At 36.9% G+C, this 26,291-nt stretch carries 22 protein-coding genes; 13 read left to right on the forward strand and 9 right to left on the reverse strand.

Annotated features, from left to right (window positions below; genetic code table 11):
- Window positions 1-69 precede the first annotated feature (69 nt).
- The 3 genes from J2Y40_RS09220 to J2Y40_RS09230 form a co-directional block, all read right to left on the reverse strand.
- Entirely contained in the window at window positions 70-1,398 is a 1,329-nt protein-coding gene (locus tag J2Y40_RS09220) for a T9SS type A sorting domain-containing protein (RefSeq protein WP_153398340.1), read from the reverse strand.
- Window positions 1,399-1,566: 168 nt separating this feature from the next.
- On the reverse strand, window positions 1,567-3,666 hold the full coding sequence (locus tag J2Y40_RS09225; RefSeq protein ID WP_153398338.1) for a T9SS type B sorting domain-containing protein: 2,100 nt from the start codon (window positions 3,664-3,666) through the stop codon (window positions 1,567-1,569).
- Window positions 3,667-3,828: 162 nt separating this feature from the next.
- Window positions 3,829-4,626 (reverse strand): hypothetical protein, encoded by a 798-nt coding sequence (locus J2Y40_RS09230; RefSeq protein ID WP_153398336.1) that lies wholly within the window; start codon window positions 4,624-4,626, stop codon window positions 3,829-3,831.
- A 201-nt stretch (window positions 4,627-4,827) separates the two neighbouring features.
- Between J2Y40_RS09230 and glgP the strand changes: the two genes are divergently transcribed.
- Window positions 4,828-6,495 (forward strand): alpha-glucan family phosphorylase, encoded by a 1,668-nt coding sequence (glgP, locus tag J2Y40_RS09235; RefSeq protein WP_153398334.1) that lies wholly within the window; start codon window positions 4,828-4,830, stop codon window positions 6,493-6,495.
- 68 nt (window positions 6,496-6,563) lie between these two features.
- Here the strand turns inward: glgP and J2Y40_RS09240 are convergent, their stop codons facing one another.
- Together J2Y40_RS09240 and J2Y40_RS09245 are read right to left on the reverse strand one after the other, a co-directional pair.
- Window positions 6,564-6,746 (reverse strand): DUF6496 domain-containing protein, encoded by a 183-nt coding sequence (locus J2Y40_RS09240; RefSeq protein ID WP_309998512.1) that lies wholly within the window; start codon window positions 6,744-6,746, stop codon window positions 6,564-6,566.
- 12 nt (window positions 6,747-6,758) lie between these two features.
- The gene (locus J2Y40_RS09245; RefSeq protein WP_153398329.1) at window positions 6,759-7,232 is read right to left on the reverse strand and encodes a hypothetical protein; all 474 of its coding nucleotides are present in this window, start codon (window positions 7,230-7,232) and stop codon (window positions 6,759-6,761) included.
- Between the two features lie 133 nt (window positions 7,233-7,365).
- Between J2Y40_RS09245 and J2Y40_RS09250 the strand changes: the two genes are divergently transcribed.
- From J2Y40_RS09250 to recG, 8 genes are all read left to right on the forward strand, one after another.
- Complete coding sequence (locus J2Y40_RS09250) at window positions 7,366-7,581, forward strand: bacteriocin-like protein (protein WP_309998515.1); 216 nt, start codon at window positions 7,366-7,368, stop codon at window positions 7,579-7,581.
- A gap of 88 nt (window positions 7,582-7,669) precedes the next feature.
- Window positions 7,670-9,799 (forward strand): S9 family peptidase, encoded by a 2,130-nt coding sequence (locus J2Y40_RS09255; RefSeq protein ID WP_153398325.1) that lies wholly within the window; start codon window positions 7,670-7,672, stop codon window positions 9,797-9,799.
- Window positions 9,800-9,999: 200 nt separating this feature from the next.
- Window positions 10,000-11,655 (forward strand): peptide MFS transporter, encoded by a 1,656-nt coding sequence (locus tag J2Y40_RS09260; RefSeq protein ID WP_309998517.1) that lies wholly within the window; start codon window positions 10,000-10,002, stop codon window positions 11,653-11,655.
- A gap of 134 nt (window positions 11,656-11,789) precedes the next feature.
- On the forward strand, window positions 11,790-13,295 hold the full coding sequence (locus tag J2Y40_RS09265) for a peptide MFS transporter (RefSeq protein WP_153398321.1): 1,506 nt from the start codon (window positions 11,790-11,792) through the stop codon (window positions 13,293-13,295).
- A 58-nt stretch (window positions 13,296-13,353) separates the two neighbouring features.
- Window positions 13,354-13,758 (forward strand): DUF1016 N-terminal domain-containing protein, encoded by a 405-nt coding sequence (locus tag J2Y40_RS09270; protein ID WP_231128735.1) that lies wholly within the window; start codon window positions 13,354-13,356, stop codon window positions 13,756-13,758.
- Between the two features lie 102 nt (window positions 13,759-13,860).
- A complete protein-coding gene (locus tag J2Y40_RS09275; RefSeq protein WP_153398318.1) occupies window positions 13,861-15,336 on the forward strand; it encodes a peptide MFS transporter in 1,476 nt (491 codons plus the stop codon).
- A 42-nt stretch (window positions 15,337-15,378) separates the two neighbouring features.
- Complete coding sequence (locus tag J2Y40_RS09280) at window positions 15,379-15,912, forward strand: thioredoxin family protein (protein ID WP_153398316.1); 534 nt, start codon at window positions 15,379-15,381, stop codon at window positions 15,910-15,912.
- Window positions 15,913-16,026: 114 nt separating this feature from the next.
- Window positions 16,027-18,111 carry an ATP-dependent DNA helicase RecG gene (gene recG / locus J2Y40_RS09285; protein WP_309998522.1) on the forward strand — a complete coding sequence of 695 codons (2,085 nt, stop codon included), beginning with the start codon at window positions 16,027-16,029 and terminating at the stop codon, window positions 18,109-18,111.
- A 601-nt stretch (window positions 18,112-18,712) separates the two neighbouring features.
- Here the strand turns inward: recG and J2Y40_RS09290 are convergent.
- The 4 genes from J2Y40_RS09290 to dapA form a co-directional block, all read right to left on the reverse strand.
- On the reverse strand, window positions 18,713-19,162 hold the full coding sequence (locus J2Y40_RS09290) for a response regulator (RefSeq protein ID WP_153398312.1): 450 nt from the start codon (window positions 19,160-19,162) through the stop codon (window positions 18,713-18,715).
- Window positions 19,155-19,736 carry an AraC family transcriptional regulator gene (locus J2Y40_RS09295; RefSeq protein ID WP_153398310.1) on the reverse strand — a complete coding sequence of 194 codons (582 nt, stop codon included), beginning with the start codon at window positions 19,734-19,736 and terminating at the stop codon, window positions 19,155-19,157. Before J2Y40_RS09295 ends, J2Y40_RS09290 begins: the two co-directional genes overlap by 8 nt.
- 282 nt (window positions 19,737-20,018) lie before the next feature.
- Complete coding sequence (locus J2Y40_RS09300) at window positions 20,019-20,531, reverse strand: GNAT family N-acetyltransferase (protein WP_153398308.1); 513 nt, start codon at window positions 20,529-20,531, stop codon at window positions 20,019-20,021.
- 113 nt (window positions 20,532-20,644) lie between these two features.
- Complete coding sequence (dapA, locus tag J2Y40_RS09305) at window positions 20,645-21,517, reverse strand: 4-hydroxy-tetrahydrodipicolinate synthase (RefSeq protein ID WP_153398306.1); 873 nt, start codon at window positions 21,515-21,517, stop codon at window positions 20,645-20,647.
- Window positions 21,518-21,624: 107 nt separating this feature from the next.
- Here dapA and J2Y40_RS09310 point away from each other — a divergent pair, with 107 nt between their 5' ends.
- The 4 genes from J2Y40_RS09310 to recO are packed head-to-tail and all read left to right on the forward strand — an operon-like array spanning window position 21,625 to window position 26,288.
- The gene (locus J2Y40_RS09310; RefSeq protein ID WP_153398304.1) at window positions 21,625-22,383 is read left to right on the forward strand and encodes a 5'-nucleotidase C-terminal domain-containing protein; all 759 of its coding nucleotides are present in this window, start codon (window positions 21,625-21,627) and stop codon (window positions 22,381-22,383) included.
- On the forward strand, window positions 22,383-23,333 hold the full coding sequence (locus J2Y40_RS09315) for a metallophosphatase (protein WP_309998528.1): 951 nt from the start codon (window positions 22,383-22,385) through the stop codon (window positions 23,331-23,333). Before J2Y40_RS09310 ends, J2Y40_RS09315 begins: the two co-directional genes overlap by 1 nt.
- A 1-nt stretch (window position 23,334) precedes the next feature.
- Window positions 23,335-25,602 (forward strand): hypothetical protein, encoded by a 2,268-nt coding sequence (locus J2Y40_RS09320; RefSeq protein ID WP_309998531.1) that lies wholly within the window; start codon window positions 23,335-23,337, stop codon window positions 25,600-25,602.
- Window positions 25,602-26,288, forward strand: coding sequence for a DNA repair protein RecO (gene recO / locus J2Y40_RS09325; protein ID WP_309998533.1), 687 nt, complete (start codon window positions 25,602-25,604; stop codon window positions 26,286-26,288). The genes J2Y40_RS09320 and recO overlap by 1 nt, the downstream gene beginning before the upstream one ends.
- The last annotated feature ends 3 nt before the right edge of the window (window positions 26,289-26,291 follow it).

Genomic DNA, 26,291 nt, shown 5'->3' on the forward strand with positions numbered 1-26,291 from the left:
TCACCCAAAAAAACCATCTCTTACGAAATGGTTTTATCTATCAATTTTATTTTTAAAAAGCTTGATATACTATTCTTTGATTATTTTTTCAGATGAAAATGTGCCATCCCCGAATTCTATATTGACAACATATACTCCTTTAGGAAATGAAGAAAGATCCAGTTTAGATGAATCTGCCATTAATACTATTCTGCCTGATGCATCCAGAACGGTTGAGGATTTAATCTTTTTATCGGTCTTTATATAGAGTTCCCCTTTTGTAGGATTAGGATAAATACCACCCCAGTTCAATTTTGTTTCCTGGGTACTCAGTTCTCTGAAACTTATCTTGTACATGGCCGCAAATTGAGCAGCTGAAGTCCATCCTGCCGAATAACAGTTATTTCCGGCACACCTTACATTCCAATGATAAACTCCTGGATCTATAGCTTCCCAAGAGGTTCCGTTATTCATACTTTTCCAGGATCCTTTTGTTATATTATCTCCACTTCCGGCGACCAGGATATTTTTACCTGGAACATAAGCAATATCATCAATTCTAGTTGTTACAGGAATCCCTGAAGATGGGACTACTGACCATGAGGCACCACCATCATCAGTTCCATATATTTTTAAATCAGTTGGAGTACCTGATGAATAGGTTTGTGAAAAAACAATACCTTTATTTACATCACTCCAGGCCATTAAAAACCCATGAGACTGCCCTCCTTCAAATGAAGTTGGAAGCGCTGACCAATGCAGCCCTTTATCAGTTGATTTATACACTTTATAATCCCAAACACCTCCCACTACATTATAAAAGCATATAAAAATGACATTATCTATTACATAATATTTCTGGTAACCAAATGTTTCTGTCATTGGATTGGAAACGTTAGCTGCCGGTATCTGTGACCAGCTGTCACCTCCATTTTGAGTGGTAAATATATCATAAACCGATGCCCGCGATCCGATAGCTAAACCGTTATTAGCATCAAAAAAATGAACAGCAATTCCACTTGATGGCAGCGTAAACTGCTTTGTCCAGCTTGATCCTCCATTGGTTGTTTTCCATACTTCTCCAAGAGTAGAAGTACTGGTAGGGCTTGTAGATCCATTGGGACTCATGACCCAGGCAGTTGTTTCATTAACTCCCGAAATATTTAGAATGTTGTATAATCTGGTATTGTTACCTATATTAAAGATTCCCGGAGTCCAGCTGGTTCCTCCATTTGAAGTTCTGGTAAAAACACCCCCGGTTCCAGAGTTGGCACATGCCCAAACGCTGTTTGCATCATACACATGCATCGATGTCTGTCCTGCACCGCCGGATCCGGCATTCTGTAAAGTCCATGTTTGAGAAAATGCAGGGATTCCTATGATTAAGCCCAGCAAAGTTGTAAAAATTCTGTTCTTCATTGATTTAATTTGTGATATTGTACGGATCTGCCCTGCAGCTCTTGTCTACAGCATCCATACTCATTGTTTTCAATAGTTTTAGTTTTTTAGCTGGCTTAAAATCGCCATAATAAAAGAGTCCCCAATATTACTGATATTATGGAGACTCTTTAAATTTTTTAATCGTATTTATTCCCTGTTTTTCACAACGATCCATCCTGAATACTTGATTGGCGTACTCATTTTGTCGTTTTCATTCCAGGTTACAGAGTACCAGTAGTTACCTGTCGGTACTTTTCCGATACCATTCACACTTCCGTCCCATTTGTAACCGTTCTGTTTGCTTCCTTCATGAATCTTAATTCCATATCGGTCAAAAATACTGAATACCAGATTCTTTTTATTAGCCAATGCAGAATAATCAATCACATCATTAATACCATCTCCGTTTGGAGTAATTACATTGACCAGATTAGGGACTACCACTCCAACTTCCATTGGGGAGCAGTTATAGGAATCTTTTACGTAGACTTTATGATCACCTCTTGAAAGATTAGTGAAAATATTAGAATCCTGCCAATTGATATTGTCCATTGAATATTGATATGGCGGCGTACCTCCTATCGCAAATATGGTAATGGTATTGCTTGAAATATCAACCCCGGTGATTACCGGCTGCTCAGACGCATATACTTTCACATTCTGCTTCACCACACAACCTCCTGAAGTAAGTTTAACCCAATATGTACCCACTCCTACATTACTAATAGTCTGGGTAATAGCTCCTGTACTCCATTGATAGTTAGTGAATCCAGGACCTGCATCCAAGGTAGTCTTATCAGCCACACAAATAATCTTGTCCTGAAGAACATTGGAATAGACAGGGGCGATCACAATCAGGGTAATCTTAGCAACATTATAGCAGCCTTGCGCATTGAAAACTCTTACATAAGCCACTCCGGTAGGTGCTATATATGCCGTTGGAGTAAGAATCTCGTTGGTCTGATTTATTGCATCTGTTAATGAAGGATAATATTTTTTGATAGCCCCCGCTTGCGTTGTTACCGTAGGCCCTGTAAGATTAAATGATCCTGTAGAAGGATTGTTTTCCAAGGAGCATGTTCTTATTTCGGCATTCTGTACTGCAGGTACAGGATAGAATTTCAGGAAGATCTGAGCCACAGAAGTACATCCGAAAGGTGAAGTGACTTTCACATAAATGGTACCTTCTGCAGAAGTAAATGTCATAGGATTGGTAATTTCTCCAACTCCCGCATTAAGATCAGAAAGGCTGTGATAATATTTTTTGGTAACATTAGGATCTCCAATGATATCGGCACTTGTAAGATCATACACTGCAGTACCTGCATTATTATTGTTGCATTGGGTTAATGTAGCATTTCTTGTCGTGATTTTTCCATCCCGGAATTTAAATAATCCAACCTGCTTACATTTATTAAGCGGACTATTAGGGTTGGTTGGGTCCGTATAACTAATACTGTAATAATAAGTAGGGCCTACTGTTACGGAAGTAGGACCCGTAATAGGATTGGTTCCCGTTAAAGCTGAATTCTGGCTTGTATGATAACTAACAGAAAAGTTTGGATTTCCATTGATGATTCCCGCAGATAAAGTGGTAAAATCAAATATAGCAGGATTAGAACAAATCACCACCTCTCTTGGGTCCGCAGGGTTAGCAGCAGGTACTCCCGGAGGAGTAAACGGAAACGGCTGGATAGTAGGATCTGTAAATGGTGATGCCAACGTTGCAGTTCCGCCCCAAGTTAAAGAGAACGGAGCCATTGTTGGATTTGTAGCACTCACCCAGTTATCCAGATACAAATAATAGGTTTGCCCCGGAAGAACATCCAGATATTTACAGTAAGGAGTTGGTGAGCCTCCGGGGGCACTAATGATTGTACTCGTCATATTTAATCCCGTATCTGCTCCAACTCCGACAACAGTGGCTGCATTACAGCGAATTGGTGTTCCCAGATTGGAACAGTTTACATTCGGACCATAAATTGCCCAGTCATAATCTGCATCCTGATCATTCGGAACCAGATTAAAAGTAAGGGTTCCGCCTGTAGCAATGGTAATTTTATACCATATGGAGTTGTGTTCCCCCTCTGTCAGACAGCCTCTTAAGTTTTCATTGACATTCCCAATCCCTGAAGGACTGTAGGTAATACTAGAATTTCCACAAACCGCCAGTGCAGACGTACAGTCTGCCTGTGAGAAAAGAAATTGCGAAAGTGAAAGAAAAATAAAAAGTAAAAGTTTCTTCATAGATACATAGTTTTTTGTTAAAAATAAATCACCAAGCATATGATATACAAGGTAATACCAAATATACTCATAATTTAATTATAAACAACAAAAACGATAAAATTTTGAATTATTTTAATTAAATTAAAGCATTAACAAAAAATTACACACCTGAAAAGTAAATTATTTTATGCTTGTAATATTTCCGCAAAGATTTTCAAGATGAAAAATTTTATGAAAGGGGCTTTTTACCTCCTGCAGATGTTCTTTATCCTGAATAAAAGTATATCGTGAAGCAATAGAGTTCATATCAGAGACGATAACCAGCCAGCATTCATCTACCGAGGTATCATAATAGGGAAATTTTTCATTTTTCTTTTCAATGAGTTCCAGAATTTTATCAGAACAGAGTTCATCAAAAAGGTTCATACTGTATTCGTGAGTGATAAAAACATTTCTCCTGTGAAAAGATTTTCTCAGACTTTTTACACAGCCTACCGCTTTATTTCTTTTGATGCTTTTACAAATATTAAGGATATTTTCCTGCTGTTCTTCGGGATTATCAAGCTTTAAATGAGGGTGAAATTCTAAAAAATAAACACCACGATATTTCGTAGTGTCTTCCTGTTCTAATAATATTTCTGCCTGACGGAACATTTTGTTCAAAGTGCTTTCTGCTTTTTTCATTTCCAGATGATTAATGACTTCAGTGAGTTCTATTCCGATTTTTTTGTCATTGAGTTTGGCGATAAAGTCAGGACTCTCGCAGGTAAGGTTTTCAAATTTTACTTCGGGAAAATGGTGCATGAAAGAATTGAGAAGCAGAATCTCAGATTTCTTCCTATATTTTTCGCGGTCATGAAGAAGAGATTCATCTATAGTACGGTGATACTTTTCTATCGGCTTTTTTTTCAAATGTCGGTTCAGGTAATACAGGCTAAGATTCTTAGTCAGATCTTCATCAGAAAATGTCTTTTTCATGTGCATTTTTTTATAGGTCTGAAGAATACATGCGTTATCCGCTTTCACTATTAGAACTTTTTGAAAATCAAAAAATTATACATTAAAGGTAAGTAAAAAAACTATTCATCGGATACTTTTAAATTAATTTATCAAATAATTAATATAAAGTTTATTTTCATAATTAATACCTTTGCCCCTTCTAATACAAAACCGTAATTTATGGATTTTAGAAATTTTAAAATACCTTACAGCATCAATCCACAATATTCTAAAAAAACCGCCTATTTTTCGATGGAATTTGCCATTGACCAGGTTTTAAAAATATATTCGGGAGGGCTGGGATTCCTGGCAGGTTCTCATATGAGAAGTGCATACAATCTTAAGCAGGACCTTATCGGAATCGGAATTCTATGGAAATTCGGTTATTATGATCAGGCAAGAAACCATGACCAGACCCTTCAGCCGGTATGGACCAGAAAAATGTACAGCTTCCTGGAAGATACCGGAATAAAGTTCCAGATCGAAATTCACAGTGCACCGGTTTGGGTAAAGGTATGGTATCTGGATCCTGAAATATTCAATACGGCACCTATGTTTTTCCTTTCAACAGATGTTCCTGAAAATGATCATGTTTCTAAAACCATCTGTCATAAATTGTATGATGCCAACGAATCTACCAAACTTGCTCAGTATATTTTATTAGGAAAAGGAGGAGCTAAACTTTTGGATGAGATGAATATTCAAAGAGATGTTTACCATCTTAATGAAGCACATGGACTTCCCGCAGCATTCTACCTTCTGAAAAAATACAATGGAGATCTGAACAAAGTAAAAGAAAAGCTGGTATTCACTACCCATACCCCGGAAGAGGCAGGAAACGAAAAGCATAATCTTAAATTATGTTATGACATGTCTTATTTCTCCGGATTCAGCATGGAGGATATAAAAAACATTGAAGGAGGTGATGACGACCGCTTCAACCATTCATTGTGCGCCCTGAAAATGGCAAGAATTGCTAATGGAGTTTCTCAATTGCATGGTGTAGTTTCCAGAGCTATGTGGAGCAAATATCCGGGCATCTGCGAGATCAAATCTATTACCAATGCACAGGAGTTCAAATACTGGGCAGACAAGCCACTTTACAATGCCAAGGATGAAAATGACGAAACCGTTTTCGATTACCGCAAAAAGCATTTAAAAAGCAGACTTTTCAAAATAGTAGCAGACCAGACCGGAAACCTGTTCAATCCGAATGTTTTCACTATTGTATGGGCGAGAAGATTTGCAGGCTACAAAAGGGCAGATCTTCTTCTTCATGATAAAGACCGATTCTACAGACTTCTGAACAACCCCAAATATCCGGTACAGATCATCTGGGCAGGAAAACCTTATCCAATGGACTATACAGCCATTTCCACGTTCAATTCACTGGTGGAAGAAAGTAAAAACCATAAAAATATGGCTGTTCTTACCGGATATGAGCTTTCTTTGAGTAAATCTCTGAAGCAGGGATCTGATCTATGGCTGAATAATCCAAGAGTTCCAAGAGAAGCTTCAGGAACATCCGGAATGACCGCTGCTATGAACGGATCTGTCAATCTATCAACTGATGATGGATGGATTCCGGAATTTGCTCAATCAGGTGAAAATTCTTTCGTTGTGCCTAAAGCAGATTATCTGAATATGAGTATTTACGAACAGGACAACTATGATCTGAACAAACTCTATGAAATTCTTGAAAATGAAATTCTTCCAACCTATTACGATCATCCGGAGCAGTGGAGGAAAATCCAGTATAATGCGATGAATGATGTAAAAGATCAATTCAACAGCGACAGGATGGCAGATGAATATTACAGATTTCTTTATAATGAACAAAACAGCTAACAGCAAGACAGCAGATAATTAGCTCAATAAAAAACCGTGCGAGATGTTCACACGGTTTTTTATTGAAATTAATCTTTCTTCTTAGGCACTTTTAGCCCTTTTTCTTTGGCCTCAGAGATACCAATAGCTATAGCCTGCTTTCTACTGGTGACCTTTTTTCCGGAAGAAGATTTTAGCTTTCCTTCCTTGTATTCGTGCATTACCTCTCCTATTTTGTCCTGAGCTTTTTCTGAATATTTTGTCTTGCTCATGATAAGATTTTTTTAAGATTTTGGCAGGGATACCCCTAATTCGTAAACTTTAGCGTGTTTAAGATATTTACAGCGTTCTCTTGAAGTTACCGATTCAAAATGATCATTTTTAAGAACAATAATCGGGTCTTCTGAATTTTCAATTTCAAAACTGGCAAAGTACCTTTCATCGGGACTTGTTTTATCATTTCTTGCCTTTATTTTCTGCAGCTCATCGGCATATTTTCTGAATCCGGGATCTGAAGAATGGATAAATTTATATTCATCACCTGCATACACATAGTAATGAAGCTGTTTTTCAATCAGTCCCGCTTCACTGGTAATCTGAGGATTATCATTTCCATCTTTAAAACTTACTTCAACTAAAGTACCGCCTTTTTTATGGGCACATTCTTCAGCATCTTTAAAACTTGAAAAACCAGTATACACAATCTGGTCGTTCAAAACATACCGATTCAGTTTCTGGTTGTATGCATTTGTTTCCATAATTATTATTTTAAATTGATTGATATTATTATACATTCAATTTTTCTGCCAAAACTATTTTCTCAATAAAATTCACCAACTAATGATATTTTTAATTACCTTAGAATTTCAATCAAAAAAACAAAATAGCATTATGAAAAATTCAAGAAAAATCACGAGAGACCAGTTAAAAGAAATACAAGGAGGAGGCTTACCCGGAATGAGAAGATGTCTGGATCCGGAAACCTGCCAGTACAGACTCGGTTTTATCGGAGGTGATCTGGAAACACCATGCAACCTGCTCTACCCTATTTGTGCTCCCAGAGATTATTACCCACCGGTGATAGAAGGCCCTATTATTGAAGGATAGCTGATAAAACCGGGAACTTATCCCGGTTTTTTGTTTTATATGGTTATATACGTAAGAATTATTAAATTTGGAATCATTAAAATTAGAAATGAAAAAATTCTTACTCACACTTACAATTGCTGCTGTATTCCAGAATGTATCGGCGCAGGAAATTACTTTAGATAAAATATACTCAGGATATTACCGTGGTAAAGGTATTGCCGGAATTACATCCATGAAAAATGGTGAGAATTACCTGGTGATTGAATCCGGAGGAATTGCAAAATATTCTTATAAAACCTCACAGAAAGAAGGAAATCTGGTGGACGGAAGCTTTGAAAGCTATGAGTTTTCTGATGATGAATCAAAAATCCTTTTACAATTAGGAAGTCAGCCTATATACAGACATTCATTCTTAGGGAAATTTGATGTAAAGGATCTGAAATCCGGAAAAGTGATCAGTCTGAATGAAGGAAAACCCGTTCAGGAACCGAGATTTTCTCCTGATGCTTCGAAAATAGCCTTCATTGCTGATAATAATTTATTCTATCAGGATCTTAATTCAGGAAAAATCACCCAGATTACTAATGATGGTAAAAAGAACTCAATCATCAATGGTCTTGCTGACTGGGTATATGAAGAGGAATTCGGACATGCAAGGCAATATGAGTGGACGAAAAATTCTGATGCCATTGTATTTGTAAAATCAGATGAAAGCCAGGTTCCGGAAATCTATATTCCAATCTACGGCAAAAAACTATATCCGGATGAAATGCGTTATAAATACCCTAAAGCCGGAGAAAAAAATTCTATTGTTTCGGCACAGCTTTATCGTCTTGATACCGGAAATATCATACCGCTTAATTTAAGTTCGTTCAAGAATTATTACATTCCCAATGTTTTCCAGACTGCAAAACCTGATGAAATTGTTCTGATCACTTCTGAAAGAATTCAGAATGCGTCTGACATTTTAAAAGTAAATACCAAAACCGGAGCAGTTCAGAAATTATTCACTGAAACGGATGAAAAATGGATCGATACAGACAGTCCGACTTTGGAATTCCTTGAAGATGATTCTTTCCTTTGGTCTTCTGAAAGAGACGGTAACCGCCATTTATACTGGTATGACAAAGACGGAAAACTTAAAAAGCAGATCACAAAAGGAAACTGGGAAGTAACCGATTATTATGGTTTCAACCCGAAATCCAAAGAAATTTATGTTCAGACTACGGAAAAAGGTAGTATTAACAAGGTGGTTTCCAAAGTAAATATTGAAAACGGAAAATCACAGCTGATTTCCAATGCTGAAGGAAATAATTCAGCACGTTTCAGCAAAAACTATAATTATTTCATTGAAGCTTCTTCTACAGCCGGAAGACCTCACACCTTTGTTCTGAAAGACGGCAATGGTAAAGCGCTAAAAGAACTTCAGAACAACAATGATCAGCTTCAGAAGTTAAAAGCAGACAATTTTGCTGAAAAAGAATTCATCACCATTCCTAATGCTGCAGGAGACCAGATGAATGCATGGATTATAAAACCTAAGAATTTCGATCCAAATAAAAAATATCCGCTGTTTATGTTCCAATATTCCGGACCGGGATCACAACAAGTGGCCAATTCATGGGATAACGGAAATACATTATGGTTCAACCATCTTGTGCAAAAAGGGTATATCGTAGCTTGTGTAGACGGGCGCGGAACCGGATATAAAGGCGCTAAGTTCAAAAAGGTGACTTATATGAATTTGGGGAAATATGAAATTGAAGACCAGATCACAGCTGCCAAATGGTTTGGAAATCAGTCTTACATTGATAAAACGAGAATCGGAATGTTCGGATGGAGTTTCGGAGGCTATATGACCAGTCTGGCAATGACCAAAGGAGCCGATGTTTTCAAAGCAGGAATTGCTGTAGCCCCGGTTACCAACTGGAGATATTATGACTCTGTATACACGGAACGATTTATGAGAACACCTCAGGAAAATCCGGACGGATATGATAAAAATTCTCCTACAGAATATGCCAAATTGCTGAAAGGCAAATTCCTTCTGATCCACGGAACAGCCGATGATAACGTACATTTCCAGAATTCCATGGAATTATCGGAAGCATTGATCCAGAATAAAAAACAGTTTGAATTCATGGCTTATCCGGACAAAAATCACGGAATCTACGGAGGACAGACAAGACCGCAGCTGTATCAGAAAATGACGGATTTTATTTTGAATAATCTGTAAAATAAAAAACAGAAAATACATTGAGATGATTCTTTTAGCTTCTCTTTCCCTATCAGAAAACTAAAACAACCCAGATATCCCTTTCATTTTTTTGAAAGGGATTTTTACTATTTGTTTTATTAATCGTTTTCAGGGTAAATTATTTATTTTATCAATTAAAATTAAAAACTTATTTTTGGAGGAATTTGAAATTTGAATATATGAAGACTAAACATCCTAAAGGCCTGCCTTACCTCTTTTTCACAGAAATGTGGGAGCGTTTCGGGTACTATCTGATTCTCGGAATCTTTGTTCTTTATGTGATTGAGCCTGCCGGTATGAAAGGCGGACTTGGACTGCCGGACAAAACAGCTGATGACATTTTCGGAACCTATATCGCATTGACCTACCTGACTCCTTTTCTTGGAGGTTTTCTGGCTGACAGGGTTTTAGGCTACATCAAATCTATTTACCTGGGCGGAATTCTGATGGCCGCAGGATATATCGGAATGGGAGTTTTCAAAGAACTTCCTCTGTTCTATGGCTCTTTAGCACTGATCATCATTGGAAATGGTTTTTTTAAACCTACTATTTCTACCCTTTTAGGAAATCTGTATTCTGAAGAACCTTATAAAGCGAATAAAGATTCCGGATATAATATTTTCTATATGGGAATCAATATCGGGGCATTTATCTGTAATATTATTGCGGCATTTATGCGTAATAAGTTCGGTTGGGGTGAAGCCTTCATCACAGCAGGAGTTGGGATGCTTATAGGTCTTGTGATCTTCAGTATCGGAAGAAAGCATTACATCCACGCAGCACAAATGAAACCTGTACAGGAAGGCGATACCAAGCTTTCTGAAATTCTGATCAAGGTTTTTGTACCTGCTATTGCTGCCGGAGTTATAGGATGGTTTATTCCCGGTAATATTTTCGGAAGCGACAGTACAGATGCATTTATTTTCGCATGTATCCCTGTTATTTATTTTTATGCATCCCTTTACTTTAAAGCTAAACCTGAAGAAAAGCCTTCCATTGGAGCACTGCTTTCGGTATTCCTGATCAGTATGTTCTTCTGGGCCGTTTTCAAACAGAACGGAACCGCTCTTACAAGATGGGCCAATTATTATACAGACAGAAGTGTTCCGGCTTCTCTGGAAAAACCTCTTGAAGGAATTTATATGGTAGACGGAAAGAGCTATGCTGATAAAGAAGTACCTGTGTATGACAACCAGTTTCAGTCTCAGAAAGATAAAGATGGCAACAGCATCAAAGAAACCGGAAAAGATATTTATTTTAGAAATATTTCTGCTGAGCAGCGTGCCGCTTTGGAAAAAAATCCAGAAAGTAAAGTATACCTTTATAATACAGAATTATTCCAGTCGATCAATCCGTTTTGGGTAATTGCACTGACTCCTGTTGTGGTAGGATTCTGGGCGTTATTGAGAAGAAAAGGAAAAGAGCCTTTAACACCTACTAAGATTGTATTGGGGTTATTTATTTCCGCTTTATCATGTCTGGTGATGGTTCTTGCAGTAATGGCCGGAGACAACGGAGCTGTGAAGGTTTCTCCATTATGGCTGGTAGCCGGATATGGAGTCATAACCATCGGGGAGTTATGCCTTTCCCCAATGGGGCTTTCCTTTGTTTCCAAACTTTCGCCTGCCAGAATCACCGCTTTGATGATGGGAGGTTTCTTCCTTGCCAACTCGGTAGGAAACAAGCTTTCAGGAATCCTAGCCAGTACCTGGTACAATTATGACAACAAAATGAATTATTTCCTTGTGAACTTTGCTTTGTTAATATTTGCGACTCTTTTAGGACTCTCTATGTTAAAAAGACTAAACAAGATCATGAAAGAAAAAGGACATTAAACCTTAATTTGAATAAAGAATATAAAGCTGCGGGACTATTCCGCAGCTTTTTTATTTAAATATAAAATTAAAACCTTGCCAAAAACTCAAAATAAACTATATTTGTCAGTCTTAACAAAAATTTAACAAGAAATATGGATACAGCTCAGCAGAAAGGACATCCTAAAGGTCTCTATCTTCTGTTTTTAACAGAAATGTGGGAACGTTTTTCTTACTATGGAATGCGTGCTATTTTTGTACTTTACATGACAAAAATACTCCTTATGGATGATGCCAATGCATCAGAAATTTATGGAAGTTATACAGGATTGGTCTATCTTACGCCACTTTTGGGTGGATATTTGGCTGACCGGTTTTTAGGTAACAGAAGAAGTATTGAAATTGGAGGATTACTGATGGCTATTGGACAATTCATCTTATTCTTCAGTGCTTCCACAACAGGAGGCAGCGCTCTTACCCTGATGTGGCTGGGTCTTACAATGCTGATCATCGGAAATGGATTCTTCAAACCGAATATTTCCACTATGGTTGGGCAACTTTATCCTCAGGGAGACCGTAGAGTAGATTCAGCATTTACCATTTTTTATATGGGTATTAACCTGGGTGCATTTATGTCACCTCTTGTGTGTGGTACTTTAGCAGAAAAAGTAGATTTTAAGTGGGGATTCTTAGCAGCCGGTATCGGAATGCTTATAGGTTTGGTTACCTTCATCACTCAAAAGAACAAGGTACTGGTAGATGCTAACAATAAACCTATCGGAATGCCAAGAGATAAATTCGGATTTGTTCAGTTGCTTATCGTTTTAGGTTCTATTGGTTTGATTTTCTTCCTGATGAATTTCAAAACAATGTTCAACAGTGATCTGGATGTTATCGGATATCTTATTTATGGAGCTATGATCCTTATGCCACTAATCGTTCTTACAGATAAAAGTCTTACCAAAGATGAAAGAGACCGTATTGTAGTGATCTTTATTCTTGCATTCTTTGTTATTTTCTTCTGGGGTGCTTTCGAACAGGCAGGTGCTTCATTAACGATATTTGCAGACAGACAGACGGACCGTAATCTTTTCGGATGGGAAATGCCTGCAAGTTACTTCCAGTCTGTAAATGCTTTGGCTATTTTACTTTTAGCCCCACTTTTCTCTTCATTCTGGCTAAGATTGGGAAATCGTGGTAAAGAACCGTCTTCTCCTAAAAAGATGGCCTATGGTTTAGCCCTTATTTCGGTGGGTTATGCTGTAATCGCTTTTGCCGTTTATGGTTTGGGAATGATGGATAAAGTTTCCATGTTCTGGCTTATTGGTCTGTATGTGATCCACACTATGGGAGAACTTTGTCTTTCACCTATCGGACTTTCTATGGTATCTAAATTATCTCCTGTACGTTTCTCTTCTTTGCTTATGGGAACATGGTTTCTTGCGAATGCTGCAGCCAATAAGTTTGCAGGAACATTATCTGCATTAATTCCTGGCGGCGGAGAAAACGGAGGCCCTGCAAAAACAACTTCTTTCTTAGGATTTGAAATTGCCAACCTATTCGATTTCTTCATCGTGTTTGTGATCATGTGTGGTATAGCTGCACTCATTCTTTTCGTGATCAGCAGATGGCTTGAAAAGAAAATGCACGGTATCAAATAATAAATTCAATCAATTATATAAAAACCTCTGTTAAGTCAGAGGTTTTTTTTATTTTCGTATGATGGAAATTTCCGAAGATTCTTTATTTCTGTCCGTAAAGGAACTCATCAGACAGTCGCACGAAAAAGTTTTTCGAATAGCGAATTCTACCCTGCTTCTTACTTACTGGCAAATCGGAAAACTGATTGTAGAAGATGAACAACAAGGAAAAGAGCGTGCAGAATATGGAAAATACATCCTGAAGAATCTTTCCCAAAAACTTACCCTGGAATTTGGAAAAGGGTTTGATGAGAGCAACCTAAGGAATATGCGTTCCTTTTATCAGACATTTCCAATTTGTGACGCATTGCGTCATGAATTGAGCTGGACTCATTATAGACTGTTAATAAGACTTAACGATTCTGATAAAATAAATTATTATATCAAATCTTTTCGCCAGCAAATATTTACTCTATCTCCCTAAAGAAGAAGAATTAAAACAAATTATTGATCAGGACAGAATTCGTTTTGAACTGGATCAGAATAACAATAGAAACCCTAATTAAAAACTTAATCATATACAATTATGAGCTTAACTCTAGAAGAAATACAGAATTTTAAAGGAAAGTATCCTAAACAGCTTTGGACACTTTTTACTGTGGAAATGTGGGAACGTTTCTGTTTTTACGGAATGCGGGGAGTCCTTACTATTTTTATGGTAGACCAGCTTGGGCTGTTGGAAGACAAAGCTAACCTTCAATACGGTGCAATACAGGCTTTCATTTATGCCTTTACTTTCATAGGCGGTATTTTTGCTGATAAAATTCTGGGATTCAAAAAATCACTGATATTTGGCGGACTTATTATGATGATCGGTAATTTGATTATTGCTTTATCCCCTCATGATTTTTTCTATTTTGGGATTACATGTTCTATCATAGGCACGGGATTTTTTAAGCCTAATATTTCATCAATGGTAGGAGAACTTTATAAAGAAGATGATCCGAGAAGAGATGCAGGATATGGTCTTTTTTACGCAGGTATTAATATCGGAGGACTTTTAGGGGGAGCTCTGTGTGTGTATTTAGGTAAATACCATTCATGGTCATGGTGTTTTCTTGCCGCTGCTGTAGTAATGCTTTTAGGGCTGATTACTTTTTTTATTACTAAAAAATCTTTAGGTCCCATCGGAGACTCACCGATACAGATGCTGCCTCAGTCTAAAAGATCGTTGCGTGAAGTATTGGTATATATAGGCGCTTTATTAAGCATGCCTTTGATCTTCATCATGGTAAAAAATACAGATTACACCGATTACTTCATGTATCTGATAGGGATTGTCGCAGTGGGCTATTTCATTATGGAAACCCTGAAGCAGACTTCAACTTACCAAAAAAAGCTGATCGCTGCATTTGTTTTCATTTTCATGTATTTCTTATTTAATTCCATCTATGAGCAGAGCGGAGGATCTTTATCTCTGTTTGCAAAAGATAACCTGGTTCACAACTTACTTGGATTTGGGATGGATCCTAATGTTATTAATAACAGTGCCAACTCATTTTTTATTATTATTTTCAGCCCGTTAATCGGTCTGGCATGGGTAGGCCTGAATAAGAAAAAACTGGAACCTAATACCATTAATAAATTTGGAATCGGATTTTTATTCTTAGCGGCAGGATTCTTTTTATTTTACAGTTTACGATTCTTTGCCGGACCAGATGGTAAATCTTCACTGAACCTGTTCACTTTCACATGGCTGGTCATTACTTTCGGAGAATTGTGCCTTGGACCGATCGGAATGTCGATTATTACCAAATTATCTCCCAAAAAAATGTTCGGAATGATGATGGGATTATGGTTCCTGGCCAGTGCATTCGGGCAGTTTGCAGCAGGAAAGATCGGAGCCAGCTTATCTGAAGCAAATACAGGAAATACTAATATGAGTAAGCTGTTAGCTTACACAGACGGATATAAAACTTTAGGAATCTATGCGTTATCTGCCGGTGTGGTATTAATTTTGTTATCTTCGCTTGTGAAGAAATTAATGCAAGATGTTAAATAAAAAGTAGGCACTTTATGCTTATTTTTACGTAAATATCAAAATATGAAGAAATTTTTAAGCATAACCCTATTATTTTTATTGAGTTTCAGCTTTGCTCAGGTAAAATGGATGACTATTGAAGAAGCGATAAAGGCTCAAAAAGAAAGTCCAAAAAAAATTCTTATTGACTTTTATGCAGACTGGTGCGGACCGTGTAAGATTATGGATAAAAAAACCTATGGTCATGCAATAATCGCTCAGATCCTGAATGATAATTTTTATCCTGTAAAATTCAATGCTGAAGAGAAAAAGACATTTGAAATTTTCGGCAGAACATTTGCCAATGAAAATACAGAACATAAAAAAGGACGGAATTCTCTGCATGAGTTTACCCAGTATATGAATGTAGGCGCTGTTCCAAGCACGGTTTTTCTGGATGAAAACGGCGGCCCTATTACCATACTTCAGGGCGAATTGTCTGCTAAAGAACTGGAACCTTATCTGGAGCTGATCTCCAAAGATCTTTTTAAAAAGATCCGTACCAGAGAGCAATGGGAAGATTACCAGAAAAAATTCAAATCTAAGATCAAAGATTAAACAGTAATCTGGCTTCGGATTTTCTTATACTAAATTCAGACTTCCAATTTTTTTTGGAAGTCTTTTTTATTTTCCCGAAATTCGAACCTTTGTTTTTCCATTCGAACCTAATTGATGACTTTAGATACTTCCATAGAATACGTAAAAGGGATAGGTCCTGAAAGAGCCAAACTCATCAAAAATGTGTTGGGTATTTCTACGGTGGACGATCTTCTGAACTTCTATCCTATCCGCTATCTTGACAAGAGTAAAGTTCACAAAATTTCCCAGCTCGAGGAAACTAGTCAGGAAATCCAGCTTAAAGGAAAAATTACTCAGGTTCAGGAGATTCAGACGGGGAAAACAAAAAGACTTTCTGCGAAATTCAATGATGATACCGGAACCATGGATCTGGTATGGTTTCAATATTCAAAATGGCTCAAAGAGCAGATTCCAATCAACAGGGAAGTTTATATTTTCGGAAAGATCAATGTATTCAACCGGCAGTTTTCTATGCCGCACCCGGAAATTGATGCAGAAGAGAAGAAAGAAGGGGACAGCCGATTGAAACCCATTTATCCAAGTTCAGAAAAATTAACCAAAAGAGGGCTGAATCAAAGATTTTTTCAGGTTGTACTAAGAAATATCTGCAGAGAAATCCCTAATCTGATTGAGGAAAATTTCCCCGAATACCTGATAAAAGCTTTTAAATTTTTATCCAGACAACATACTTTTTTAAACATCCATTTCCCGAAAGATATGGAGCATTTTGAAAAAGCAGACCACAGGCTGAAGTTTGAAGAATCCTTCTTTTTTCAGTTGGGATACGGCCTGAAAAAACTTCATCATAAAACCCAGGCTGTTGGTAATCCCTTCCCTATCATAGGAGACCATTTTAATACTTTCTACAATCATCATATTCCTTTTGATCTCACCAATGCTCAAAAAAGGGTTTTGAAAGAGATACGTATGGACATGAAGAGACCTATTCAGATGAACAGGCTTCTGCAAGGCGATGTAGGTTCCGGAAAAACAATGGTAGCTCTATTAACCATGCTGATTGCAATGGACAACAGTTTCCAAAGCTGTCTGATGGCTCCCACTGAAATTCTGGCCCAGCAGCATTACAACGGAATCAAAGATCTTTTACAGGAAACCGGCATTAATGTCCGCCTTCTGACGGGCTCTACCAAAACATCAGAACGTAAAATCATTCATCACGAACTCGAAGACGGCTCACTTTCTATTTTAGTAGGAACTCATGCGGTGCTGGAAGATAAAGTAAAATTTAAAAACCTCGGGCTTGCCATTATTGATGAACAGCACAGATTTGGGGTTGCACAGCGCGCTAAATTATGGGCAAAAAACAGAATTCCTCCACACATTCTGGTAATGACCGCTACCCCAATTCCGAGAACACTGGCGATGAGCTTTTATTCTGATCTGGATGTGTCTGTTATTGACGAAATGCCTGTCGGCAGAAAACCCATCATTACAGCTCACAGGCGCGAAAAAGACAGAACTTATGTGTATAACTTCTGCAGAGACGAAATTAGAAAAGGAAGACAGATTTATTTTGTGTATCCTCTGATTGAAGAATCTGAAACTTTAGATTATAAAAATCTAATGGAAGGACTTGAGCATGTGATGGATGCATTTTCAGATTATAATGTCACCATGCTTCACGGTAAAATGAAACCTGATGAGAAAGATGCTGCCATGAATTATTTTGCTTCCGGAAAAGCAGAGATTATGGTGGCAACTACTGTTATTGAGGTTGGAGTAAATGTACCCAACGCATCGGTAATGGTCATAGAAAGCTCTGAAAGATTCGGACTCTCCCAGCTTCACCAGCTTCGAGGGCGTGTAGGAAGAGGTGCTGAGCAGAGTTACTGTATTCTGATGACCTCTGATAAAATGTCTAAGGAAAGCAGAACCCGCATTAAAACCATGACGGAGACAAACGATGGATTTAAAATTTCGGAGGTAGATATGCAGCTCAGAGGTCCCGGAGATATTCTGGGTACACAGCAAAGCGGTGTTGTAGATTTCAAAAAACTGGACCTTGTTAATGATTCTGCCATTATTAAGACCACCAAAAATGTGGTTGATAAAATACTGGAAGCCGACCCTCACCTGAATCGGCCTGAAAATATGATCATCAAAAACTACTATCTGAAATACTATAAAGGAAAGAATAAGTGGAGTAAGATATCATAAAAAAACCGCGGAAAGAATCTTTCCGCGGCCCCCTTATAAAACTGTTATTTAGAAGAAATTACTTTTGGTTATTTTAAAAAATTTATTTTAATAGCCGGACTTTAATATTTTGTGATGTGGTGTGAAAATATTTATATATTATTTGAATGCTTATTGCCCTAACTATTAAAATAAATTATAAAAAAACAAAATGAATTATTTTTCCAACTTGCTTATTATAAAAACTAACTGTGTCTAAGTTGAAGGTGTGGGAATGAAACGAATATTAATACCCTTCAACCTGGTCAAGTTTTCATGATTGTACCGTTTTGTTTAAAGATCTTCTATGCTTTATAGCTGGAAATTGATATAATCCATTTTGTTAACTAACATCGTTATTTATATTCTGTACATCTGATCGAAATAATCAATCTTCTGTCATTCTCTGCTTTTTATATAGCTAATTTGTGTTGGCTTATTTACATTTACAAAATTGCTGATATTGACTGAATTTACTCTTATATTATTTTAATTATTAGTTATAAAATTTTCACTTTTCTGTGAATAGTATGCAGTAAATACATTTAATTTTAACAAAAAAACAATCAAGAAAACCTACTGTTCATCCTATTTTCATAATAAAGTTATCTTTATTCAATCCTGATGTATGGTATTGCCAATTGATTACAATAACTTCTGTAAGAACCTTTTTAAGATTTTCATAGGTATCAGGTTTTCTGATAAAAATATTAGCCCCGTTCACCAACAGTTCTTCAATTTCAATTTCTGAAATGGTGTCGGAATATACAGCATTCACCATATTGCTAAATCTGAAATCTTCTTTTATTTCTTTGATACAACTTAAACAGGTTTTATCCGCCATATCATAATTCATGAACAAAATTTCAGGAATTATAGCATCATCGCTATTCAAATAATCCATCAGATCGTACTTATGATAGAAACACTGAACCTTAACTTCAATTTTAAGATCTTTAAATATACTTTTAAAGAAAATCAGGTTTCCTTCATCCTGATCTGTGACAATCACATTCAAAAATTCTTTATTCATATTGCATTTTGGAATGAACAATCATACTTTGTGCTTTTCTCCTCTTTGAGATGAACTTTTGAAACTGAGAAGGTGTTATTCCTGTTGTATTTTTGAATTGGGTACTAAGATGTGCCACACTGGAATAATTCAATTTATGGGCAATTTCCGTCAGACTTTGTTTATTACTGATGATAAGCTCTTTGGCATATTCTATCTTTTGAAGAATAATGAAGTTTTCAATTGATGTGTAAGCCAGCTCCGAAAACAGATTGGAAAGATATCCATAGCTGTGCTTCAGTTTTTCAGCAATATAAATTGAAGCTTTTACAGAAACTGGATCCTCAGAGAAGACAAGCTCTACAATAGCATCTTTTATTTTCTGTACCAAGGCCGTTTTTTGGCTTTCGATAATTTCAATACCATAGTCTTCAAGATTTTTCTTAAAAAGACTATGCTGTTCCTGTGTGATGGGTTCGTAAAACTCCACTTCACCAAAGTTCAGCAGACGGTATTTTAGTCCGTGTTCTTTAAGCTTCTCATCCAACACCTTCTTACAGAGTGCGTTGAAATCAAATTTTACATACATTTTCATCCTTATTATAGTGTGTTAAATTATGAAGTAAATATAATAATTTATTTCAAGTAAAAGTGAAATAGTAGAAAATTTTTATTTATATTAATAAAAACAAAAAACTCCTGCATTGTTGAATACAGGAATTAAACACTAAGGATGAAAAAAATATACTGATAAAAAGCTGCTACAGCTCAAAACCAAGCATATGAATGTATTGTATAAGTGATTTGGTTCTGGAGCAAAGATGAATTAAAAATTGATTTCACTTGTTATAGAATTACCATATATTGTTACAGAATTTTAAGTCATTTGTTTGTGAATTAAGAATTCCATCATATAATCATCCATTACAAAACCATTCCCAATATCAAATACTCCTTCACCATAAACACTATACCCCTGAGATTCATAGAAACGTCTGGCTTCATTATGTTTATTAACATTCAGAATAATTCTTTGATCCCCGTTTTCAGCAACTTTCTGATTCAGGAACAGGAGTGCTTCTTTACCAAAACCTTTGCCTTTACTTTCCGGCACCAGATAAATACGGTGAAGCTTTGTTGTATTTTCATCATAATGATGCTCATATCCAATAAATCCTTCATAAGAATCCGTATTTTCATCTTTAATCAGGTAGTAATAGTAATTGGTATCCTGAAAATGTTTTGTAAGTTCAGCTTCCGAATACATTTCTGAAAGCATATAATCCATTTGCTCATTGGAAAGAATCTCTGCATAAGCGTTTTCCCAGGATCGTCTTGCCAGATTCCGGATCAGCGGAATATCTTTTTCTGTTGCTTCTATTAATTTCATACTTTTTATGATTAAAAAAAGTGAAAAGCCTGAACTTTCCACCTTGTTATTTATTTCAATTGTAAATTTTTACTTACAGGTCAATTGTTTAATTAAACTAACAATTCACCCTATTAGATATTAGCCATTTCTGCTTTGATCTTTGCATAAAGTCCTTCAGAAGCAGGAACCAAAGGTAGTCTCAAATAGTTTTTCACAATACCTTTCTCTGCCAGAATCACTTTAATTCCGCAAGGATTTCCTTCTGCAAAAATAAGTCTGGTAATTTCTACCAATTTATTGTGAATTTCATAGGCTTCTTTCACTTTTCCGTCAAAAGCCAACTGAACCATTGTTGAAAACTCTTTTGGATAGGCCTGCCCTATTACAGAAATCACCCCGTTTCCTCCGGCCAATGTTACCGGAAGTGTATATTCATCATCTCCGGAAACCAAAGAGAATCCTTCAGGTTTCTTTCTCAGAATGTCAAAATACTGAAGAATATTCGGTGCTGCTTCTTTAATCATTAACAGGTTCGGAAATTCTTTTGCAAGACGGATTGTAGTATCCGCCTCAATATTCTGCCCTGTTCTGGATGGAACGTTATAAATAATAATCTTCTTCCCTGTAGATGCCAGCACTTTATAGTGCTGGTAAAGCCCTTCCTGATTAGGCTTATTATAATAGGGAGACACTGAAAGCACTGCATCAAATTCAGAAAGATCTGTTTCTTCTATCTGCTTCTTGACCTCCAGAGTATTGTTTCCGCCAATTCCTAAAACTAAAGGAAGACGTTTACTATTTACCTTAATGATATGTTCAATTACCTGTTTCTTTTCTTCATCAGAAAGCGTTGCTGCCTCAGCTGTCGTTCCCAATACTACCAAATAATTGGTACCGTTGTCGATATTATATTCAACAAGTTTTGTCAAACTATCGAAGTCAACGGATAAATCTTCATTAAAGGGTGTTACCAGCGCAACACCTACTCCTTTTAAAATGCTCATCTGTTCGAATTATTTTTGTCAAATTTAATAATTTACAGTAAGAATTTATAATAAATAATAATGTTTTATTATACATATAATTATATTTGCATATACTAAAAGATATTATGAAAAATAAATTCTTGTTACTAGGAATTGCTCTGGCCTCACTGACTGCCTGCAAAACAGCTTCCACGCTGCAGCTGGCTCAGGTACAGCCCCAGAAAAACATTTCTATTAATAATGAGCTAAAGAATGATGAGGCATTTGTAAAAGTTATTGAACCTTATAAGCAGAAACTGGATAAAGAGATGAACCAAAAGATCTCCCACACCAGTGTAGACCTTACCAAACAAGGTGATAACAGCAATCTGGGTAATCTTTTGGCAGACTATACATTTGATGGAGCCGACGCATGGACGAAAACACATCTGAAAAAAAATGTAGATGCCGCACTGATCAATATCGGAGGGATCAGAACGACCATCGGAAAAGGAGATATTCTTCTGAAAAGCATATTTGAAGTAATGCCTTTCGAAAATGAAGTCATTATTGTAAAGCTAAAAGGAACAGATCTTCAGGGGCTTTATGATTATTATGCAAAAACGCAGGTAAACAATCCTGTTTCCCACTTATACATTGAAACCAATAACGGACAGCTTACTAAAACTTTAATCAACGGAAAACCTGTAAACCCTTCTGAGGAATATTATATAGCGACTTCTGATTATCTGGCTCTGGGAGGTGACAATATGAAGTTTTTCTCAAAGGGGGAAGCCATTCCTACAGGAATCAAGCTAAGAGATCTGTTTATTGAATATTTCAAAAAAAATCCTGAAATAGTTCCTAATACAGATGTTCGTTTAAATTTTACCGGTAAGAAATAATGGATAGAAAAAAATTTTTAAAAGCAATAGGCGGCGGATCTTTAGCAATGGCTTTAGCTCCCCAGATGATGATGGCGGAAGAATTAAAATTCAACCCTTTTAAATCCGCGAATAAACTTACCATTCTTCATACCAACGACCAGCACAGCAGGATAGAACCTTTTGATGCCAGTTATACAAAAAATCCCAATCAGGGAGGGTTTGCAAGAAGAGCAAGCCTGATTCAGCAGATCAGAAGTCAGGAAAACAATGTGCTTCTTCTGGATTCAGGGGATATTTTCCAGGGAACTCCTTATTTTAATTTCTTTGGAGGTGAACTGGAGTTCAAACTGATGTCCATGATGAAGTATGATGCTTCTACCATGGGAAATCATGATTTTGATAACGGTCTGGATGGATTTTTAAAAGTGCTGCCGAATGCCCAATTCCCTTTCATCTGTTCTAACTACGATTTCAAAAATACAGTTCTGGACGGAAAGACGTCACAGTACAAAATCTTTAATAAAAACGGGATTAAAGTCGGAATTTTCGGAGTAGGAATCCAATTGGACGGACTCGTCGGGAAAAAGCAATATGGAGAAACCATCTATTCAGATCCTGTAGAGGTAGCTCAGCATTATTCAAATTTTCTAAAAAATGAGCAGAAATGTGATCTGGTGATCTGCCTTTCACATATCGGCTATGATTATAAAGATGAACCTAATAAGATAAGTGATAAAATTCTGGCCGCTAAAACGGAAAATATTGATGTTATTCTTGGGGGGCACACCCATACTTTCCTTCCGGAACCTCAGACGTATACCAACAGACAGGGTAAAAATGTTCTGGTAAACCAGGTTGGATGGGCAGGTCTGCTTTTAGGCAGAATTGATTTCCACTTTGACAGTAATAAAAACATACAGCATATTTCCTGGAATAACCAGGTTATTGACAGCAGCATAACAGCATAATATGAAAAAACTTTCTATAATTTCTCTTGGTATTTTAGCATCCCTGCAACTGACAAAAGCGCAGGTCATTACCTCAAAAAAATGGACGGATCTTTTTTCCTACAACAATGTCTTAGCCATGAAGGAAGACAACGGGAAAATAATTGCCGCTACCGAAAACGGGATATTCTATTATACAATCTCAACAGGAGAGATTACAAAGTTATCAAAAGCCAATGGTCTTCATGATACAGGGATTACAGCTTTCGACTATAATCCACAAACCAAAACAGGAATTATAGGTTATAGTAATGGGTCTTTAGATATTATCACCCCGCAGGAAATCAAATATATTGTTGATATCCCCATTGCAACTGGGTACAATGGAAGCAAAAAGATCAATCATATCTCTATTACAGGAGATCAGGCAGTTATTTCTGTAGGCTATGGGCTTTCCATATTTAACCTGAAAAAGAAAGAGTTCAACGACACTACCTTTTTTATGACAGGAGCGGGCATCTATGAAGCCAGCAACGAGGCTGTTATTTTTCAGAATAAAGTATATTCTGTAACCAATAACGGGCTGAAAACCCATGAAATGAATACCACCTTCCCTGTATATTCTACCTGGGTAACAGAAATACCGGGTTCATTTAAACATATTGATGCTGAATCTTCTGTTGTATTTTCATCCGCAACCTCTGCTTTCATGTACAATAATGGAACACCCACTGCGCTTCCATCAACTTTTGGAGACATTCATGATGTAGTGGTAACGTCAGACAATATTGTGGTGACTGATCTTGCCAGAATCTATACATTCAGTACCAACGGAATGCCTCAGGGAACAGTAAGTGTAGGGGAAGAATGCAATACAGCCATAAAAGCAGCCGGAAAAATATTTGGAGGAACCATATTATCCGGAATAAAAGATGAAAACAGCATCATCTATAAACCGTCGGGACCATACTCTAATTTTGCCTACAAAATTAATTTATACGACAACGATCAGATTCTAGTATCCTCCGGAGCAAGAATAGACAGATATAACGGACCTGTAACGAACCCCAAAAAACCTGGTTTTTATTATTTTACCGGCGCTGAATGGATCTATCCTTCCTTTTTCGTAGGAAATACCGGTCCTATTAATGTTATGGATGCAGTTTTAAATCCAGGTGACGGCAGCGAAGTATTTTTTGCCAACTATACCGTTCTGGGCGCACAAGGGGTTTATAGAATGAAATATAACCCGGGCAACAAAGATTTTGATATGGTAAAATATTATGATCTAGGCAACACCAATGGATATTACAGCCGTCCTGTAGGCTTCGCGTCGGACAATCAGAATAATCTTTTCGTGTCAATTTCATTTTACGAAGCGGTTGCTTCTATAGGTATTTTTGATAAGGCAGCTGATAATTTTACTGTTAAAAAGTTTAATATATCAAGTGAGGCCCTACAAAAACCTCTCTTTTATGAAAATATGCTATGGATTCCTACTCCAAGAACAAATACTTTCATGGTCTATGATTATAAAAATGCAGCCAACCTGTCTGATGATACTGAATATATTCTAAAAGATACCAACGGATTTTCGGGTAATGCAAAAGGAACAATATCTGTTGCCATTGACAAATCCGGAGATGCATGGATCGGTTCTGACAGTGGATTAAGAATATTACCCAACGCTGCTACAGAAATAAAAGGAACATCTCCACAGGTATCCCCTATTATTATTGAACAGAACGGACTTGGAGAAGAACTTTTCAGAGATAGCCAGATCCTTCAGATAGAAGTAGATGCCGGAGATCATAAATGGATTTCCGTAGACGGAGGGGGTGTATATTACCTTTCTTCCGACGGCCAGCAGACAATTAAACATTTTACGAAAGAAAACTCTCCCCTTCCTACCAACTCCGTCACTGATATCAAAGTAGATAAAAAAACAGGCAAAGTATATTTCGCTACTTATAACGGAATTGTGGTTTATCAAGGCGATGTAGCCGATGTAAATTCTAATTTTGGAGATGTGGTAGTATATCCAAATCCTGTGGTATATTCCAACTTTAAAGGAAAAGTAACCATTAAAGGACTTGCTGAAAAAACCAATATCAGAATAGCCGATGCAGCAGGAAACGTAGTACATTCTGCAGTAGCAAGAGGAGGATATTATGAATGGGACCTTAACAATAACAAAGGTACCCGTGTTGCTTCAGGAATTTATTTTGTATTGATGACCAATGAAGACGGTTCAGATAAAGCTACCGCCAAAATAGCCGTAGTTAATTAATGAATTCACAAAACGGATTTTTACTTTCATTCATAAAATATGGCGAAAATGATGCGGTTCTGCATTGTTTCACAGAAGAAGATGGCTTTCAGACCTATTTTCTAAAAGGAGTATATTCCAAAAGAAATAAAAAGAAAGCCCTGCTTCAGCCTTTGAATAAGCTCAATTTTTCCATTAATCCTACCAGAGGAGCCGGAATCCCGTCTGTTTCAAGGATGGAATTGCTGAAAACCAACGATGCTTTTACAGATATAAGAGCCAATACGGTTCTGTTTTTCATTTCAGATTTTCTAAACCAGGTGTTGAAACATGAAAATAAGAACCTGAATATATTTTTCACTATTGATGAATTCCTTCATGAGCTGATGAATAAAAATTACCAGTGCCACCTGCTTTTTATGATCAGTATTTTAAAGATTCAGGGGGTAGCCCCGCTTGTTAATGACGGTCTTTTTTTAGATCCGGAAACCGGAACGTTTTCTATGGCCTCAGCTCATCAGTTATTTGGACAGGAAATTTCTTCGCTGTGGAAAGCAGTGCTTACTTCAGAAAATATATACTCAGCAAAAATTCATTCCACTCTAAGGAAAGATTTTCTGGACAGCCTTCTCGTCTATTATCATTATCATATAGCCGGCTTTAAAATGCCTGCCTCTCTGGAGGTTATCCAGCAGATTTTTGAATAATGA

Source organism: Chryseobacterium sp. 2987 (genome assembly GCF_031456375.1).
In the GTDB taxonomy this organism is placed as follows: Bacteria; Bacteroidota; Bacteroidia; order Flavobacteriales; family Weeksellaceae; genus Chryseobacterium; species Chryseobacterium vaccae.